Raw genomic sequence first — 18,121 nt, forward strand, 5'->3', positions numbered from 1 at the left:
GGCTTTACCGCGCCCGGCGAATGCCTCGGGAGAGTCATCATGCGTGCTGCTCAATTGAAAGCTGTTTTGCCACGGGAGCTGCTGGCCTCCGTGGTGGTGTTTCTGGTCGCCCTGCCCTTGTGCATGGGCATCGCGATTGCTTCCGGTATGCCCCCGGCCAAAGGGCTGATCACCGGGATTATCGGTGGCCTGGTAGTGGGCTGGTTGGCGGGTTCGCCGCTGCAGGTCAGCGGCCCGGCAGCGGGCCTGGCGGTGTTGGTGTTCGAGTTGGTGCGCCAGCACGGCATGATGATGCTCGGACCGATCCTGCTGCTGGCGGGTTTCCTGCAATTGGTGGCGGGGCGCTTGCGCCTGGGCTGCTGGTTCCGGGTCACGGCCCCGGCCGTGGTGTACGGCATGCTGGCGGGGATCGGCGTGCTGATTGTGCTGTCCCAGGTGCATGTGATGCTCGATGGCGCCCCCAAACCTTCCGGGCTGGATAACCTGGCAGGCTTCCCCGCCGCAGTGGCTGAAGCCATTCCGACCCTCGGCGGTGGCCTTGGCTGGCAGGCCGGTTTACTGGGGCTGTCGACGATGCTGGTGATGTACCTGTGGGACAAATTCCGTCCCCACGCACTGCGGTTCGTGCCGGGTGCCTTGTTGGGCGTGGGCCTGGCGACCGTCACCAGCCTGGTGCTGGCGTTGCAGGTCAAGCGCGTGGAAGTCCCGGAAAACCTCGCTGACGCGATCGACTGGTTGCGCCCCAGTGACCTCCTCAACCTGGCTGATCCACAGCTGTTGATCGCCGCGTTCGCCGTGGCGTTTATTGCCAGCGCGGAAACCCTGCTGTCTGCCGCTGCAGTCGACCGTATGCACAGCGGTCAGCGTTCTGATTTCGACAAGGAATTGTCTGCTCAAGGTGTGGGCAACATGCTCTGCGGCTTGGTGGGCGCCCTGCCGATGACCGGCGTGATCGTGCGCAGCTCGGCCAACGTGCAGGCCGGCGCTACCACGCGGTTGTCGGCGATGTTCCATGGCCTGTGGCTGCTGGGGTTCGTGCTGTTGCTGTCGAGCGTGCTGCAAAGCATTCCGGTGGCGAGCCTGGCGGGTGTGCTGGTGTACACCGGGATCAAGCTGGTGGACGTGAAGGCGTTCCGGGCGTTGGGCCGCTATGGGCGGATGCCGATGTTCACCTATGCCGCGACGGCGCTGGCGATCATCTTTACCGACCTGCTCACCGGCGTGCTGGTGGGCTTCGGGCTGACATTGCTGAAGCTGGCCTTCAAGGCTTCGCGACTGAAAGTCAGCCTGATCGACCTGCCCCAGGACCGTGAGATGGAGTTGCGCTTGACCGGTGCGGCGACCTTTTTGAAAGTCCCGGCGCTGACTCAGGTGCTGTCGACGGTGCCTGCGGGGACCACCTTGCACGTGCCGCTGAGTAACCTGAGTTACATCGACCATTCGTGCCTGGAGTTGCTTGAGGAATGGGGCCGGGCGAATGCGGCCAAGGGCTCGACGCTGGTGATCGAGGCGCGCGGGTTGAAGCGCCGGTTGGAAGGCCGGGTGCGCACGACGGTGGGAATCGGTTCGGCACCTGCCTGAACCCCACAAAACACTGTGGGAGCCGGGCAAGCCCGCTCCCACATTGGATCGTTATCAGGTCGGCAGTTTAAGCCGGCTGATCCAGCGCCAACTCAACGCCCAACTGCCGCGAAAGGCACGGCCAGCGCTTCCACGCGGCTTCCGTTTCCGGGCTTTTCAGCTGGTCGCGATACGCCTCGACCGACTCCAGCGCAAAGCTTTCTTCGTTGAGCATTTCATCCACCGCCAAATGCACCGCTTCATCCAGCTGATTGGCAAACTGCTCGCCGATCAGTTGGTGGGCGATCAAATTGGCCACGGTGGTATCCGCCGGAATCAGCGGTTGGCCGAAATGCTTGATATACAGGTCGTTGACCTCTTCCACCAAACGATGGGCCAGGTAGGCCTCGTCCAGCAGACCGTCGAGGCCTTCATGGCCGGCCAGAATCGCCGGCGGTTGCAGGAAGAAATGCTCGGCGATCTTCAGTACCGGCTTGATCTGGCTTTCGATCCCGGCTTCGCGGGCCACGTCGTTGGCAGCTTCCAGCAAGTCCGGGACGAGCTCGATGTAGGCGGTGACAAAACGGGTCATGACAATGTTGCGATCACCGTCAGCCAGGGAGATGGCCGAATGCAGGTGCGGCAATTGTTTTTCCAGTTGCTGGGCAAGCTGGCCAGTGCTGGCTTCGTGTTGATGGGCACGGGAAATCTGCTCGCGCAATGCGGCGGTGTTCATGAAAGCTCCAGTGAAGCAGGCGTAGGAAAAGGGAGAAGATAAGGTAGCTCGTTTATACGAGCACCTAAGACGCATTTGTCATAATTATTTCATGGTTATGCGCAGGCGTTATATTGAATTGCCATCGCTCGTCGGATAAACGTTTCCGCCCCCGATTTTATTAGCCCCGCCCGTCTGTTTTTGCTCATTTGCCCCTACACATTGCGGGGTTGGTGCGGCTGTCTATACTCGGTTTTGTACGCAATTAGCTGATGACGCCCAACTGCATGAAGCAGGCAAGGCTTGGCGGTTGTAAGCAGTATGGAAGCCGCTCCCTTCGCCGCAGGTGCAAACCGGCGGGATAACAAGAAACATAAAGGGGAACCCGCAATGACGCGACATCCACATGTTTGGATGGGCCTACTGTTGTGGTCAGTATTCGGCCAGGCGCAAGCCGCCTGGACAACGAATATGGCGCCAGGGGCTACTGAAGTCAGTCACGCCGTGTTTGACCTGCACATGACCATTTTCTGGATCTGTGTGGTGATCGGCATTGTCGTGTTTGGCGCGATGTTCTGGTCGATGATCCTGCACCGCCGGTCCACGGGCCAGGTGGCGGCCAAGTTCCACGAGAGCACGACCGTGGAAATCCTCTGGACCGTGGTGCCCCTGCTGATTCTGGTGGCGATGGCCATTCCGGCGACCAAGACCCTGATCAATATCTACGACAGCACTGAGTCGGATATCGATATCCAGGTCACCGGCTACCAGTGGAAGTGGCATTACAAGTACCTGGGTCAGGACGTGGAGTTCTTCAGCAACCTGGCCACGCCCGCCGAGCAAATCCATAACCAGGCCACCAAGGGCGAGCACTATTTGCTCGAAGTCGACCAGCCACTGGTGCTTCCGGTGGGCGCCAAGGTGCGTTTCCTGGTGACGGCCGCTGATGTGATCCACTCCTGGTGGGTGCCGGCCTTTGCAGTCAAACGCGACGCCATCCCCGGTTTCGTCAACGAGGCCTGGACCCGGGTCGAGAAGCCTGGCATCTACCGTGGCCAGTGCGCTGAGCTGTGCGGTAAGGACCATGGGTTCATGCCCATCGTGGTCGAGGTCAAATCCAAGGCCGACTACGACGCCTGGCTCGGCGAGCGCAAGGCAGACGCCGCCAAGCTCAAGGAATTGACTTCCAAAGAGTGGACGCTCGAAGAGCTGGTGGCCCGTGGCGACAAGGTCTACCACACCGCCTGCGTGGCCTGTCACCAGGCCGAGGGCCAGGGCCTGCCGCCGATGTTCCCGGCACTCAAAGGCTCGCCAATTGCCACCGGCGCCAAAGAAGACCACCTGCACCGCGTGTACTTCGGCAAGCCCGGCACCGCCATGGCGGCATTCGGCAAACAGCTGTCGGAAGTCGATATCGCCGCGGTGGTCACCTACGAGCGCAACGCCTGGGGCAACAACAAAGGCGACATGGTCACGCCCAAAGACGTGCTGGCTCTGAAACAGGCGGAAAGCAAATGACGGCCTCAACTGCGTATGCCCTGAACCGCACAGCCCATTCCTTTGCAGGAGAACGGCCATGAGCACTGTGATCGACCATGGTCATGCCGACCATGCCCACGGCCCCGCCAAAGGCCTGATGCGCTGGGTGCTGACCACCAACCACAAAGACATCGGCACCCTGTATCTGTGGTTCGCCTTCACCATGTTCCTGCTCGGTGGCTCGTTCGCCATGGTGATCCGCGCCGAACTGTTCCAGCCCGGCCTGCAAATCGTGCAACCGGCGTTCTTCAACCAGATGACCACCATGCACGGCCTGATCATGGTGTTCGGTGCGGTCATGCCGGCCTTCGTCGGCCTGGCCAACTGGATGATCCCGCTGATGATCGGCGCGCCGGACATGGCCCTGCCGCGCATGAACAACTTCAGCTTCTGGCTGCTGCCGGCGGCGTTCCTGCTGCTGGTCTCGACCCTGTTCACGCCGGGCGGCGGGCCGAATTTCGGCTGGACCTTCTATGCCCCGCTTTCCACCACCTACGCGCCGGAAAGCGTGACGTTCTTCATCTTTGCCATTCACCTGATGGGCATCAGTTCGATCATGGGCGCGATCAACGTGGTCGCCACCATCCTCAACCTGCGCGCACCCGGCATGACCCTGATGAAAATGCCGCTGTTCGTCTGGACCTGGCTGATCACCGCGTTCCTGCTGATCGCGGTGATGCCGGTGCTGGCCGGGTGCGTGACCATGATGCTGATGGACATTCACTTCGGCACCAGCTTCTTCAGTGCGGCCGGCGGCGGTGACCCGGTGCTGTTCCAGCACGTATTCTGGTTTTTCGGACACCCCGAGGTGTACATCATGATCCTGCCGGCCTTCGGCGCCGTCAGCTCGATCATCCCGACCTTCTCGCGCAAGCCGCTGTTCGGCTACACCTCAATGGTCTACGCGACCGCGAGCATCGCGTTCCTGTCGTTCATCGTCTGGGCGCACCACATGTTTGTGGTCGGCATTCCGCTGGTGGGCGAGTTGTTCTTCATGTACGCCACGCTGCTGATCGCGGTGCCGACCGGTGTGAAGGTATTCAACTGGGTCAGCACGATGTGGCAAGGCTCGCTGACCTTCGAGACGCCGATGCTGTTTGCCGTGGCCTTCGTGATTCTGTTCACCATCGGCGGCTTCTCCGGGCTGATGCTGGCGATCGCCCCGGCGGACTTCCAGTACCACGACACCTACTTTGTGGTGGCGCACTTCCATTACGTACTGGTGCCCGGCGCGATCTTCGGCATCTTCGCCTCGGCCTACTACTGGCTGCCGAAATGGACCGGCCACATGTACGACGAAACCCTCGGCAAGCTGCACTTCTGGCTGTCTTTCGTGGGCATGAACATGGCGTTCTTCCCGATGCACTTCGTGGGGTTGGCCGGCATGCCGCGCCGGGTGCCGGACTACAACCTGCAGTTCGCCGACTTCAACATGGTCTCCTCGATTGGCGCGTTCATGTTCGGCGCTACACAGATCTTTTTCCTGTTCATCGTGATCAAGTGCATCCGTGGCGGCCCGCCGGCGCCGGCCAAGCCGTGGGATGGCGCCGAAGGCCTGGAATGGAGCGTTCCTTCGCCCGCGCCGTATCACACGTTTACGACGCCGCCGGAGGTCAAGTGAACGCTTTGTCGCGCGGTGAACACCGTCAGTGTGGGAGCGGGCTTGCTCGCGAAAGCGGTGTGTCAGTCGCCGCAAAAGTTGTCTGGCCTACCGCCTTCGCGAGCAAGCCCGCTCCCACATTGACCGCATTCGCCTTGGGTGAGCGCCATGCTTGAATCCGTGCCCATCAAACGCCTGGTCACCCGCCTGCTGATCCTGGTGGTGGCGATGTTCGCCTTCGGCTTCGCCCTGGTGCCGATCTACGACGTGATGTGCAAGGCGTTCGGCATCAATGGCAAGACCGCCGGGCAGTACGAGGGTGAGCAGATGGTCGACCCCACGCGCCAAGTGCGCGTGCAGTTTATGTCCACCAATGCCATCGACATGGTCTGGGAATTCCACTCCAAGGCTGACGAGGTGGTGGTCAACCCCGGTGCGGTCACCGAGATGCTGTTCGTGGCCTACAACCCCACTGATAAACCCATGACCGCCCAGGCCGTACCGAGTATTTCCCCGGCCGAAGCGGCGATGTATTTCCACAAGACCGAATGTTTTTGCTTCACCCAGCAAGTGCTGCAGCCAGGTCAGCGCATTGAAATGCCGGTGCGCTTTATCGTCGATCGCGCCATGCCCAAGGATGTGAAGCATTTGACCCTGGCATACACGCTGTTTGACATCACTGCGCGCCAACCGCCGGTGGCCGTCCATACCGGCGGCTAGCTACTGTTTGCCCCCTCAATCAGGAGAGCGAATACATGTCGTCTCATGATACGTACTACGTACCAGCGCAAAGCAAATGGCCCATAATTGCCACGTTTGGCATGTTGATCACCGTGTACGGCCTGGGCGTGTGGTTCAACGACCTCAAGGCGGCGCGCCCGGAATCCCACGGGCCGTGGATCTTTTTTGTCGGCGGCCTGTTGCTGGCCTACATGCTGTTCGGTTGGTTCGGTGCGGTGATCAAGGAAAGCCGCGCGGGTTTGTACAGCCCGCAGATGGACCGCTCGTTTCGCTGGGGCATGACCTGGTTCATCTTTTCCGAGGTGATGTTCTTTATCGCGTTCTTCGGCGCGCTGTTTTATGTGCGGCATATGTCCGCGCCGTGGCTGGCGGGTGAAGGCTCCAAGGGCGTCGCGCACATGCTGTGGCCGAACTTCGAATTTGCCTGGCCGTTGCTCAACAACCCTGACCCGAAAATGTACCCGCCGCCCGAAGGCACCATCAGCCCGTGGGGCTTGCCGCTGGTCAATACGATCTTGCTGGTCAGCTCCAGCGTGACCATCACCCTTGCTCACCATGCCTTGCGCAAGGGCCATCGCGGCGCGCTGAAAATCTGGTTGGCGCTGACGGTGCTGCTGGGTTGGGCCTTTTTGGGCTTTCAGGCCGAGGAGTACATGCACGCTTACAAAGAGCTCGGCCTGACCCTCGGCTCGGGCGTGTACGGCGCGACCTTCTTCATGCTCACCGGCTTTCACGGCGCCCACGTGACCATCGGCACCATCATTTTGTTTGTGATGCTGATGCGCATCCTCAAGGGGCACTTCAACGCCGAGCACCAGTTCGGTTTCGAGGCGGCCAGTTGGTACTGGCACTTTGTGGATGTGGTGTGGATCGGCCTGTTTTTCTTCGTTTATGTGCTGTGAGGCGCCTTACCACGGTGCATGAGAAACCAGCTGGCCGCTGAAAAAGCCCCAGGCGATTAACCCCACGGTGATCGCGGCCAGTACGACACGCACGGTCAAGGCAGTGACGAGGCGGTTGGAGTTGCCCTCGTCCTTGACCAGAAAGAACAAGCCACTGAACAGGCTCACGACAGTCGCGATCAGCATCAGGGCAATGGCTGCTTTGAGCATGGTCAGGTTCCATTCGGATGGGCGGGCAATGAAAACAAGTATAGCCAGCGCCATAAAAGACTTTCGCCCAGGGTTCGCACCCACGCTGGTGGTGCTGGTGCTACTGCCGTTGATGGTGGGCCTGGGGTTCTGGCAACTGGCTCGCGGGCATGAAAAACAGTTGCTGGTGGACAGCTATGCCGAACGGCGCGTGGCTGAGCCGATCAGCAGCGTGCAGCTGCAGGGCATGGCGGACCCGGCCTTCCGCCGTGTGCGTCTGCGCGGCCAGTTCGATGCCGAGCACAGCGTGCTGCTCGACAACCGCATGCGCGAAGGCAAGCCGGGTGTTGAACTGTTGCAGCCCTTTCACGACCAGGCCAGCGGCGAATGGCTGTTGCTCAATCGCGGCTGGCTGCCCTGGCCGGACCGGCGCACACCGCCCGTGTTCACCACGCCTGAACAACCATTGAATCTGGATGCCTGGGTGTACGTCGCGCCCGGCGAAACCTTCCAGCTGCACGCCGACCCAGCCACCACGCAATGGCCGCGCTTGCTGACTGCGCTGCATCCCGCCGCGCTGTGGGCTGAGTTGGGTCGCAGCGGTTTTGCCTTTGAGTTGCGCGCCGAACCCGGCCCCGGAACCTACGACACCACCTGGCCGGTCGTCGCCATGGGCCCGGAAAAACACTTGGGCTACGCCGTGCAGTGGTTCGCCATGTCGTTGGCGCTGCTGGCGCTTTACCTCTACCTCGGATGGCACAACAAAAAGGAGAAACCCCATGGGAGCGGCCATGAATCCACCCAGCACGTCTGAGGCGCCCGACCGACGCAAAGGCCGCTGGCAGCTGATCCTGATCCTGATGATGGTGATCGGCCCGATGGCGCTGGCCACCTTCATGTACAAGTTGCAGTTCTGGGTGCCCGACAGCCGCAGCTACCACGGCGAGATGATCGGCAACGGCCAGACCCGCGCCGACATTGGCGTACAGGCCGACGAGGATCGTTGGCAACTGTTGGTCACCGCACCCACCGCCTGCGCTGCCGAGTGCCAGCAACTGGTGTACCTGGCGCGCCAGCTGCAAATCAGCCTGGGCCGCGATGCCTCCCGCGCCAGCCATGCGCTGGCCAGCGCACAGTCGGTGAGCACCGAGTATGACGCCAAGCTCAACGCCGAGTACCCGCAACTGCAACGCTATCCGTTGGACCTGTCGACCTTCACCAAGGACGCCGCCGTGCCCGGTGATGCGCAACTGTGGATCGTCGACCCCCACGGCAACCTGGTGCTGCGCTACGACGCCAAGGTCAAGGGCAAGGACCTGCTCAACGACCTGCGCCTGCTGCTGAAACTGTCGAACATCGGATAAGGGCATCGTCATGGCCAAACCTGGATTTCGCCTCGCGTTGTTTGCCACGTTATTGGCGCTGATCGTCGTGCTGCTCGGCGCCTACACCCGGCTGACCCATGCCGGCCTCGGTTGCCCGGACTGGCCGGGCTGCTACGGCTTTATCAGCGTGCCGCAAAGCGCAGCCCAACTGGCCCATGCCGAGCTGCATTTTCCCGACACGCCAGTGGAGGCCGACAAAGGGTGGGCCGAGATGACGCATCGGTATTTTGCCGGCACCTTGGGCGTGTTGATCGTGCTGCTGGCGGCGCGCTCGTGGAGCCATCGGCGTGACCCTGGCCAGCCGGTGAAGCTGCCGCTGTTCCTGTTGGCGGTGGTGTTCGCCCAGGCGGCGTTTGGCATGTGGACGGTGACGTTGAAACTGTGGCCGCAAGTGGTGACCGGCCATCTGCTCGGTGGGTTTGCCACCTTGAGCCTGCTGTTTTTGCTGACGTTGCGCCTGTCCGGCGTGCTGCCGGCGTTGATCGTGCCCAAACGCCTGCAATATTGGGCGACCGCCGGTTTGGTGCTGGTGATCGGGCAAATTGCGCTGGGCGGCTGGGTCAGTTCCAACTACGCGGCGGTGGCCTGTATCGACCTGCCCACCTGCCATGGCGAGTGGTGGCCGGCAGCCGACTTTGCCAACGGTTTTCACCTCACCCAGCACATCGGCCCCAATTACCTCGGTGGCCAGCTTGATAGCGAGGCGCGCACGGCCATTCACCTCACCCATCGTGCGGGTGCGATGCTGGTCACGCTGGTGCTGTTGGGCCTGGCCTGGCAGTTACGCGCAGTCGGCATGACCCGGCTTGCGGGCCTGTTGCTGATCGCCCTGGCGGCGCAAATCGGCTTGGGCCTGAGCAACGTGTACTTCCATCTGCCGCTGCCGGTTGCGGTCGGCCATAACGCCGGTGGCGCGGCGTTGTTGCTGACGCTGGTGCTGGTCAATTATCACGCGCGCACCAGCCTGGTCCGGGTGCGTAATCAGCTGCCGTTCGGCTGGCGTTTTATCCCACGCAAACACGTATCGGGCCTTATCACCCTTAAAGGAGAGATGCCATGGCGACCTTGATCGGCGCACGTCGCGATCAGGCGATCTGGCGCGATTACCTGGAGCTGACCAAGCCGAAAGTCGTGGTGCTGATGCTCATCACGTCCTTGGTGGGCATGTTCCTCGCGACCCGCGCCGGGGTGCCGTGGACGGTGCTGGTGTTCGGCAACCTGGGCATCGCCCTGTGTGCCGGTGGCGCGGCGGCGGTCAACCATGTGGTGGAAAGGCGGATCGATGCGGTGATGGCGCGCACGCATAAACGGCCGATGGCAGAAGGGCGGGTATCGCCGATTGCGGCATTGGCCTTTGCATTGTTTCTAGCCGTTGCGGGGTTGGCCTTGTTACTGGCGTTCACCAACCCTCTGGCGGCCTGGCTCACGCTGGCCTCGCTGCTCGGCTATGCGGTGATCTACACCGGCTTTCTCAAGCGTGCGACCCCGCAAAACATTGTCATCGGTGGCCTCGCGGGCGCCGCGCCGCCGCTGCTGGGGTGGGTTGCTGTCACCGGGCATGTCAGCGCCGAGCCGCTGCTGCTGGTGTTGATCATCTTCGCCTGGACCCCGCCGCACTTCTGGGCCCTGGCCATTCACCGCAAAGAGGAATACGCCAAGGCCGACATTCCGATGCTGCCGGTTACCCACGGCGAGCACTACACCAAGGTGCATATCCTGCTTTACACCTTCGCCCTACTGGCGGTGAGCTTCATGCCCTATGTGATCCACATGAGCGGCCTGCTGTACCTGGCGTGTGCGCTGGTCTTGGGCGGGCGCTTTCTGCAATGGGCCTGGGTGCTGTACCGTGGCAGCAAGCCGCACGCGGCGATCAACACGTTCAAGTACTCTATCTGGTACTTGCTGCTGCTGTTTATCGCGCTGCTCGTCGACCACTACCTATTGTTGAACCTATGACTCGAACTCAAAAAACCGTCTTCATCCTGGTGGCCATCGTCGCGTTGATCATGGGCCTGACCGTCAACAAAGTGCTCAGCGGCAAAGGCCAGGGCGACCCTACCGCGCTGATCGACGCCGGTATCATCCTGCTGCCGCAAAGCCGCCAGTTGCCGCCGGTGACCATGACCAACCAAGACGGCCAACCGGTGGTGGTCAACGCGTTGAAAGGCAAGTGGAGCCTGCTGTTCTTCGGCTACACCTTCTGCCCGGACATCTGCCCGACCACGCTCGCCCAACTGCGCCAGATCAAGAGCGAGCTGCCTAAAGAGGCGGTGGATAAGTTGCAGGTGATCCTGGTCAGCGTTGACCCGAACCGCGACACGCCGACTCAGCTCAAGCAATACCTGGGCTACTTCGACCCGCAATTCGAAGGCCTGACCGGCGCGAATGTGGAGGATGTGCAGAAGGTGTCGAATGCGGTGAGCATTCCGTTTATTCCAGCGGACACCAGCAAGCCCAACTACACCGTCGACCACAGCGGCAACCTGGCGCTGATCGGCCCGGATGGCACGCAGCGCGGGTTTATCCGTGCGCCGTTGAACAACCAGAAGCTGGTGGCACAGTTGCCGGGGTTGTTGCAGCGTAAATAAGCCGGTCACCGACCCAGCCAACAACACAAATCACCTGTGGGAGCTGGCTTGCCTGCGATAGCGATGGGCCTGCTTGCATCCCACTTGCTGACCCACCGCCATCGCAGGCAAGCCAGCTCCCACAGTGGTGTTGTGCAAGGGTTGAACGCAAGTGTGTTGCACTGATCTTTCAGGCAACACAAAACAAATGTGGGAGCGGGCTTGCTCGCGAAGACGGTGGTTCAGTCGACAGATTCGGTGACTGACACTCCGCTTTCGCGAGCCAGCCCGCTCCCACATTGGGTTTTGTGCACGGGTTGAATAGCGAGTCGTCGGACATTTCCTGCACGTTGTGGCGCTGTGCGTGAACTTGTTGGGTGCGGTTGGGGTGGCTAGTCTTTGTGCTGTCGCTGCAAATTCAGTGACAGGGTGTGGAAGCCCTTATATCGTTAGGCGCACAAAGCGCCACCATGTGTCAGGCGCTTTTTCTTGTCTGTGTTTTATGGTGGCTGTGCGCGGGGCGCTTTCGAGTGCGCCGGGTGCCTAACGTCCCGGTCTTCCACACCTGCGTACAGCCGCCACCCATTACGTGGAAGTAGTGCTTGGCGGTCCCCTTGATACGTTAGGAGCCAGACTATGCAAACACTTACCCCCGACCCACCCGTCACCCCCGAAGTCTTCACCCGCCACCATCACCAACTGCACGCCGTGCTGATCGACAGCCAACCCTGGTTCAGCGCCGCTGACATCGGCCACTTGATGGGCCTGCACCTCAATCCGGCGTTACTGCGCAAACTCGATCCCGACCAGCAACACACCCTGCCCCTGATCACTCATGGCCACTGTGCGCCGACGTTGATGGTCAGTGAGTCTGGCGTCTACGCGCTGCTTATCTACCACTACTACCCGGAGAATCGGTGCCTGCGCCAATGGCTGACCCATGCGGTGGTACCGGCCTTGCGCGGTAAACAGCAGGCAGGTGTGTTGGCCTGATCTAGCCAACAACACAAAACAAATGTGGGAGCGGGCTGGCTCGCGAAGACGGTGGTTCAGTCGACAGATTCGGTGACTGACACTCCGCTTTCGCGAGCAAGCCCGCTCCCACATTGGGTTTTGTGCACGGGTTGAATAGCGAGTCGTCGGACATTTCCTGCACGTTGTGGCGCTGTGCGTGAACTTGTTGGGTGCGGTTGGGGTGGCTAGTCTTTGTGCCGTCGCTGCAAATTCAGTGACAGAGCGTAGGAACCCTTTTGTGTACCCTCGGCGTCATAACGCCACCGTCTGATTGCGGCGTTTTTTTTGTGCCCGTAATATCAGTCGCGGCGGCTATGCGCGGGCACGTTTCGACGTGGCTGAGATCCCTGGGTACTCGGTTCCTACCCCGCGTATGGCTGCCACCCAAGCCCGTAGGAAGGCTGTTGGCAGCTCCTGTTCATACCCGGAGTTGTCCCAATGCAATCACTTACCCCTGATCCACCGATCACCCCCAAAGTCTTCATCCGCCACCATCACCAGCTGCACGCCGTGCTGATAAACAACCAACCTTGGTTCAGCGCCTCCGACATCGGCCACCTGATGGGCTTGCACCTGAACCCTGCGCTACTGCGCAAGCTCGATCCCGACCAGCAACACACCCGGCCCCTGATCACTCATGGCCACTGTGCGCCGACGTTGATGGTCAGTGAGTCTGGCGTCTACGCGCTGCTTATCTACCACTACTACCCGGAGAATCGGTGCCTGCGCCAATGGCTGACCCATGAGGTGGTGCCAGCCCTGCGCTGATAGCAAAAGCCACACGAAACAAATGTGGGAGCGGGCTTGCTCGCGAATGCGCAGTGTCAGTCGACTAATAAGTGACTGAACCACCGCCTTCGCGAGCAAGCCCGCTCCCACATTTTTTGATCTTCGGTGTTGTGAAGATCGGGTTTGATCAGAACGCCGGCAGAATCGCGCCTTTGTACTTCTCCTGGATGAATTTCTTCACTTCCGGGGTGTGCAGGGCTGCAACCAGCTTCTTCACCGCGTCCGAATCCTTGTTGTCGTCGCGCGTCACCAGGATGTTCACGTAAGGCGAGTCGTTGCCTTCGATCACCAGGGCATCCTTGGAAGGGTCCAGCTTGGCTTCCAGAGCGTAGTTGGTGTTGATCAGTGCCAGGTCGACCTGGGTCAGCACGCGCGGCAGGGTGGCGGCTTCCAGTTCGCGGAATTTCAGGCTTTTAGGGTTGCCGGTGATGTCCTTGATGGTCGACAGGGTGTTGGTCGGGTCCTTCAGGGTGATCAGGTTGTGCTTGGCCAGCAGCAACAGGGCGCGGCCGCCATTGGTGGCGTCGTTTGGAATCACCACGTTGGCGCCGTCAGGCAGATCTTCAAGTTTTTTGTATTTGCTGGAGTAGGCGCCCAGCGGCTCCAGGTGCACAGCGCCGACGCTCACCAGGTGAGTGCCCTTGGCTTTATTGAACTCGTCCAGGTACGGCTGGTGCTGGAAGAAGTTGGCGTCCAGGCGCTTTTCGGCGACCTGTACGTTCGGCTGTACGTAGTCGGTGAAGACTTTAACCTGCAGATCTACGCCCTCTTTGGCGAGTGCAGGCTTCACGAACTCCAGGATTTCGGCGTGGGGCACCGGCGACGCGGCAACCTTGAGGGTCTCGGCGGCGTGAGCGGAAAACGCGGCAACGGCGGCGAAAGCAACCAGTAGTTTTTTCATCCAACAAGCTCCTTGTTCGGGCATTTGCCGGCTTTTTGGCCGGCAATGGCCGTTATTTTCGAGAAAAGTGCACCACCAGCTTGTCGCCGACGGTTTGCAGAATTTGCACCAGGATCAACAGCATCACCACGGTGACCACCATCACATCGGTCTGGAAACGCTGGTAACCGAAACGGATCGCCAGGTCACCCAGGCCACCGGCGCCTACGACACCGGCCATTGCCGTGTAGGAAACCAGTGTAATCGCCGTGACCGTAATCGCCGCGAAAATGCCGGGGCGTGCTTCGGGCAACAGGGCGTTGGTGATGATCTGGCGCGTGCTCGCGCCCATGGACTGCGTGGCTTCGATGATGCCGCGGTCCACTTCACGCAAGGCGGTTTCCACCAGGCGCGCGAAGAACGGTGTTGCGCCCACGACCAGCGGCGGAATCGCACCGGCGACACCCAGCGAGGTGCCCGTGATCAGTACGGTGAACGGAATCATCACGATCAGCAGGATGATAAACGGCAGCGAGCGCAGGATGTTCACGATCAGCGACAGCAGCGCGTACAGGCCTTTTTGTTCGAACAGTTGGCGCGGGCTGCACAGGAACAGCAGCACGCCCAGCGGCAGGCCGAGCAGTACGGTAAAGAACAGCGAGCCGAACAGCATGGTCATGGTGTCGCCGGTGGCGAGCCAGATTTCCGACCAGTCGATATTGGCGAAGAAACTCAACAGGACTTCCATTAGCGCAGAACCTCCATGTGGACGTCTGCCGCGGTAAAGCGGGCGAAGGCGGCTTCCATGTCCCCACCGGTCACGGCGAGGGTCAGTTGGCCGTAAGGAATATCTTTAATGCGGTCGATACGACCGGCGAGGATGCTGTAGTCCACACCCGTTTCGCGGGCGACGGTGCCCAGCAGCGGCGCGTAGGTCGCTTCGCCCTGGAAAGTCAGGCGCACGATGCGGCCCGGCACATGCGCGAAGTCATCGCGCTGTTCGCTTTCGTCGATTTGATCGGCTTCTTGCACGAAGCGCTTGGTGGTCGGGTGCTTGGGGTGCAGGAACACATCGGCCACCGAGCCTTGCTCGACAATCACGCCTGCGTCCATCACGGCCACTTGGTCGCAGACGCGGCGGATCACGTCCATCTCATGGGTGATCAACACGATGGTCAGCTTCAGCTCGCGGTTGATCTCGGCCAACAGTTGCAACACCGAGGCGGTGGTCTGCGGGTCGAGGGCGCTGGTGGCTTCGTCGCACAGCAGGATCTTCGGCTTGGTCGCCAGGGCGCGGGCGATGCCGACGCGCTGCTTCTGGCCGCCGGACAACTGCGCCGGGTACTTCTTGGCGTGGTCCGACAGGCCGACACGGGCGAGCAATTCAGCCACGCGTACGTCGATTTCCTTGCGCGACAATTCGCCGGCCAGGGTCAGTGGCAGTGCGACGTTGTCGGCAACGGTCTTGGACGCGAGCAGGTTGAAGTGCTGGAAGATCATCCCGACTTGCTGGCGGAAACGGCGCAGGCCATTGGCGTCCAGGGCAGTGACTTCTTCGCCGTCGACGTTGATCTGGCCACCGCTGGGTTGCTCCAGGCGGTTGATCAGACGCAGCAGGGTACTTTTTCCCGCGCCGGAGTGGCCAATCAGGCCGAACACCTGGCCGTTTTCGACACGCAGGCTGGTGGGATGCAGCGCGGGGATTTCCTTACCGGCGACGCGGTAGGTTTTATGGACGTTATGAAACTCGATCACGTAGCGAACCTTGTGGGGCGCATGGAAAAGGGATCAGCGGTTAGCCGGGCGCGCATTTTAGCCTGTCCGTATAGCGTTTCTTAGCATTTATTTCGCATTCAACCAGCGATTTGGCAATAACGCGATCAAAGGTCATAAAAAAGGAACGGTGCAAAACCGCGTCAGTCACTACTTAAGCAACTCGATTTCCCAGGTGCCGTGCCTGGGGTTTTTTGCTCAAACGCGCCGGGGACCGCTCTGGCTACTTTGAATAAGGAGTTTTGTCTGATGAGTACCAAGAAGCCAGCTACCCCGCCGAAGAGTGAGCTCGCGGGCACCGATACCCTGGACCGTGGCAACACCAACGCCAAGTTGCAGGCCCTGGAGGAGTTCCGCTCAGATGCAACCGGCCAGGCGCTGCGCACCAACCAAGGCGTCAAGATTGCCGATAACCAGAACACCCTGAAAGTCGGTGCCCGTGGCCCTTCGCTGCTGGAAGACTTCATCATGCGTGAAAAAATCACGCACTTTGACCATGAGCGTATTCCGGAGCGCATCGTGCATGCCCGTGGTACCGGCGCCCATGGTTATTTCCAGACTTACGAGAACCATTCGGCGCTGAGCAAGGCCGGTTTCCTGCGTAACCCCGAGCATAAAACCCCGGTGTTCGTGCGCTTCTCTACGGTGCAGGGCCCGCGTGGTTCGGGCGATACCGTGCGTGACGTGCGCGGTTTTGCCGTGAAGTTTTTCACCGACGAAGGCAACTTCGACTTGGTGGGCAACAACATGCCAGTGTTTTTCATTCAGGACGCGATCAAGTTTCCGGACTTCGTGCACGCGGTAAAACCAGAGCCACATAACGAGATTCCTACCGGCGGCTCGGCCCATGACACGTTCTGGGATTTCGTCTCGCTGCAGCCGGAATCGGCGCACATGGTGCTGTGGGCGATGTCCGACCGTGCCATCCCAAAAAGCCTGCGCGCCATGCAGGGCTTTGGCATCCACACCTTCCGCCTGATCAATACCGAAGGTAAGTCGAGCTTCGTCAAATTCCACTGGCACCCAAAAGTCGGCACCTGCTCCCTGGTGTGGGACGAGGCGCAGAAGCTTGCCGGTAAAGATACCGATTACCACCGTCGTGACCTGTGGGAAGCGATTGAGAGCGGCGACTACCCTGAGTGGGAATTGGGTGTGCAAATCGTGGCCGAAGAAGACGAGCACAAGTTCGACTTCGACCTGCTCGACCCGACCAAAATCATCCCCGAGGAACTGGTGCCGATTACCCCGTTGGGCAAGATGGTGCTTAACCGTAACCCGGACAACTTCTTCGCCGAAGTCGAGCAGGTCGCGTTTTGCCCAGGCCACATCGTGCCGGGTATCGATTTCACCAACGACCCCTTGCTGCAAGGCCGCCTGTTTTCCTACACCGATACCCAGATCAGCCGTCTCGGTGGCCCTAACTTTCATGAGTTGCCGATCAACCGGCCGGTCACGCCGTTCCATAACGGCCAGCGCGACGCCCAGCACCGCACGGTGATCGACAAGGGCCGTGCGGCCTACGAGCCGAACTCGATTGACGGCGGTTGGCCGAAAGAGACGCCACCGGCTGCTCAGGATGGCGGGTTCGAGACCTACTACGAGCGTGTCGATGCCAATAAGGTGCGTGAACGCAGTGAGTCGTTCGGGGACCACTTCTCCCAGGCCACGCTGTTTTTCCACAGCATGAGCCACCACGAGAAAGAGCACATCATCGCGGCCTACAGCTTCGAGTTGGGCAAGGTGGAACGCGAGTTTATCCGCGCCCGTCAGGTCAACGAGATCCTGGCCAATATCGACCTGGAGCTGGCCAAGCGCGTTGCGCAAAACCTCGGCTTGCCGGCGCCGACCAAAGGCACCGTACCGCCGCGTAAGACCTCGCTGAAAGCGTCGCCGGCGTTGAGCCAGGTGAACTTGCTGTCGGGCGATATCAAGACACGCAAAGTCGCGATCCTTGCGGCGAATGGCGTGGACGGTGCGGCGATTGATGCAATCAAGAAGGCGCTGGAAGCCGAAGGGGCGCACGCCAAACTGCTGGGGCCGACGTCGGCACCGGTGAAGACCGCAGATGGCAAGAGCCTGGCGGTGGATGCGTCGATGGAAGGCATGCCGTCGATTGCGTTTGACGCGGTGTTCGTACCGGGTGGCAAGGAGTCGATCAAGGCGTTGAGCGGCGATGGCGTGGCGTTGCACTTCCTGTTGGAGGCGTACAAGCATCTGAAGGCGATCACGGTTGCCAGCGATGCCAAGCCGCTGCTGGATCAGCTCAAGCTTGAGGCGGATGCGGGGTTGATCGTGGGGTCGGATGCCAAAGCGTTCAAGGCATTCTTTGCGGCGATTGCGCAGCACCGGGTCTGGGACCGTGAGCCTAAGGCCAAGGCGATCCCGGCTTAAGCTTTTGGTTGTTTGTTAGACCTCTATCGGGAGCAAGCCCCCTCCCACATTTGGAATGCATTTCAAATGTGGGAGG

At 60.7% G+C, this 18,121-nt stretch carries 18 protein-coding genes; 13 read left to right on the top strand and 5 right to left on the bottom strand.

Features of this window, described 5'->3' with window-relative positions; genetic code table 11:
• The first annotated feature begins 39 nt into the window (after window positions 1-39).
• Complete coding sequence (locus tag A7D21_RS12080) at window positions 40-1,581, top strand: SulP family inorganic anion transporter (protein WP_053253652.1); 1,542 nt, start codon at window positions 40-42, stop codon at window positions 1,579-1,581.
• Between the two features lie 67 nt (window positions 1,582-1,648).
• On the opposite strand, the gene A7D21_RS12085 is transcribed toward A7D21_RS12080, so the two are convergent.
• Window positions 1,649-2,296, bottom strand: a complete 648-nt coding sequence (locus A7D21_RS12085; RefSeq protein ID WP_053253653.1) for a hypothetical protein — start codon at window positions 2,294-2,296, stop codon at window positions 1,649-1,651.
• A gap of 369 nt (window positions 2,297-2,665) precedes the next feature.
• Here A7D21_RS12085 and coxB point away from each other — a divergent pair, with 369 nt between their 5' ends.
• From coxB to A7D21_RS12105, 4 genes are all read left to right on the top strand, one after another.
• Window positions 2,666-3,793 (top strand): cytochrome c oxidase subunit II, encoded by a 1,128-nt coding sequence (coxB, locus tag A7D21_RS12090; protein ID WP_069551798.1) that lies wholly within the window; start codon window positions 2,666-2,668, stop codon window positions 3,791-3,793.
• 58 nt (window positions 3,794-3,851) lie between these two features.
• On the top strand, window positions 3,852-5,435 hold the full coding sequence (gene ctaD / locus A7D21_RS12095) for a cytochrome c oxidase subunit I (protein ID WP_053253655.1): 1,584 nt from the start codon (window positions 3,852-3,854) through the stop codon (window positions 5,433-5,435).
• Window positions 5,436-5,582: 147 nt separating this feature from the next.
• The gene (locus A7D21_RS12100) at window positions 5,583-6,134 is read left to right on the top strand and encodes a cytochrome c oxidase assembly protein (protein ID WP_069551799.1); all 552 of its coding nucleotides are present in this window, start codon (window positions 5,583-5,585) and stop codon (window positions 6,132-6,134) included.
• Between the two features lie 35 nt (window positions 6,135-6,169).
• Window positions 6,170-7,057, top strand: a complete 888-nt coding sequence (locus A7D21_RS12105; protein WP_053253656.1) for a cytochrome c oxidase subunit 3 — start codon at window positions 6,170-6,172, stop codon at window positions 7,055-7,057.
• 6 nt (window positions 7,058-7,063) lie between these two features.
• Here A7D21_RS12105 and A7D21_RS12110 read toward each other — a convergent pair whose 3' ends face one another.
• Window positions 7,064-7,267: a twin transmembrane helix small protein gene (locus A7D21_RS12110; RefSeq protein ID WP_016969525.1), complete on the bottom strand. Its 204-nt coding sequence runs from the start codon at window positions 7,265-7,267 to the stop codon at window positions 7,064-7,066.
• A gap of 28 nt (window positions 7,268-7,295) precedes the next feature.
• On the opposite strand from A7D21_RS12110, the gene A7D21_RS12115 reads away from it, so the two are divergent.
• From A7D21_RS12115 to A7D21_RS12145, 7 genes are all read left to right on the top strand, one after another.
• On the top strand, window positions 7,296-8,060 hold the full coding sequence (locus A7D21_RS12115) for an SURF1 family protein (protein WP_053253657.1): 765 nt from the start codon (window positions 7,296-7,298) through the stop codon (window positions 8,058-8,060).
• Window positions 8,026-8,610, top strand: a complete 585-nt coding sequence (locus A7D21_RS12120; RefSeq protein ID WP_069551818.1) for a hypothetical protein — start codon at window positions 8,026-8,028, stop codon at window positions 8,608-8,610. The genes A7D21_RS12115 and A7D21_RS12120 overlap by 35 nt, the downstream gene beginning before the upstream one ends.
• A gap of 10 nt (window positions 8,611-8,620) precedes the next feature.
• On the top strand, window positions 8,621-9,700 hold the full coding sequence (locus A7D21_RS12125) for a heme A synthase (RefSeq protein WP_053253658.1): 1,080 nt from the start codon (window positions 8,621-8,623) through the stop codon (window positions 9,698-9,700).
• Window positions 9,688-10,587, top strand: coding sequence for a heme o synthase (cyoE, locus tag A7D21_RS12130; protein WP_069551800.1), 900 nt, complete (start codon window positions 9,688-9,690; stop codon window positions 10,585-10,587). Before A7D21_RS12125 ends, cyoE begins: the two co-directional genes overlap by 13 nt.
• Window positions 10,584-11,219, top strand: coding sequence for an SCO family protein (locus A7D21_RS12135; RefSeq protein WP_053253660.1), 636 nt, complete (start codon window positions 10,584-10,586; stop codon window positions 11,217-11,219). The genes cyoE and A7D21_RS12135 overlap by 4 nt, the downstream gene beginning before the upstream one ends.
• Before the next feature lie 615 nt (window positions 11,220-11,834).
• Window positions 11,835-12,191, top strand: a complete 357-nt coding sequence (locus A7D21_RS12140) for a Bro-N domain-containing protein (RefSeq protein ID WP_069551801.1) — start codon at window positions 11,835-11,837, stop codon at window positions 12,189-12,191.
• A 459-nt stretch (window positions 12,192-12,650) separates the two neighbouring features.
• A complete protein-coding gene (locus tag A7D21_RS12145) occupies window positions 12,651-12,980 on the top strand; it encodes a Bro-N domain-containing protein (RefSeq protein ID WP_069551802.1) in 330 nt (109 codons plus the stop codon).
• 148 nt (window positions 12,981-13,128) lie between these two features.
• Here A7D21_RS12145 and A7D21_RS12150 read toward each other — a convergent pair whose 3' ends face one another.
• Genes A7D21_RS12150 through A7D21_RS12160 form a run of 3 tightly spaced genes read right to left on the bottom strand, consistent with a single transcriptional unit; the run spans window position 13,129 to window position 15,636 of the window.
• Window positions 13,129-13,902, bottom strand: coding sequence for a MetQ/NlpA family ABC transporter substrate-binding protein (locus A7D21_RS12150; protein ID WP_069551803.1), 774 nt, complete (start codon window positions 13,900-13,902; stop codon window positions 13,129-13,131).
• A 52-nt stretch (window positions 13,903-13,954) separates the two neighbouring features.
• Entirely contained in the window at window positions 13,955-14,629 is a 675-nt protein-coding gene (locus tag A7D21_RS12155) for a methionine ABC transporter permease (RefSeq protein ID WP_064450044.1), read from the bottom strand.
• The gene (locus A7D21_RS12160; RefSeq protein ID WP_053253664.1) at window positions 14,629-15,636 is read right to left on the bottom strand and encodes a methionine ABC transporter ATP-binding protein; all 1,008 of its coding nucleotides are present in this window, start codon (window positions 15,634-15,636) and stop codon (window positions 14,629-14,631) included. The genes A7D21_RS12155 and A7D21_RS12160 overlap by 1 nt, the downstream gene beginning before the upstream one ends.
• A 246-nt stretch (window positions 15,637-15,882) precedes the next feature.
• Here A7D21_RS12160 and katE point away from each other — a divergent pair, with 246 nt between their 5' ends.
• On the top strand, window positions 15,883-18,045 hold the full coding sequence (gene katE / locus A7D21_RS12165) for a catalase HPII (RefSeq protein ID WP_255311522.1): 2,163 nt from the start codon (window positions 15,883-15,885) through the stop codon (window positions 18,043-18,045).
• Window positions 18,046-18,121 lie beyond the last annotated feature (76 nt).

Source organism: Pseudomonas sp. AP19 (assembly GCF_001728855.1).
In the GTDB taxonomy this organism is placed as follows: domain Bacteria; phylum Pseudomonadota; class Gammaproteobacteria; order Pseudomonadales; family Pseudomonadaceae; genus Aquipseudomonas; species Aquipseudomonas fluorescens.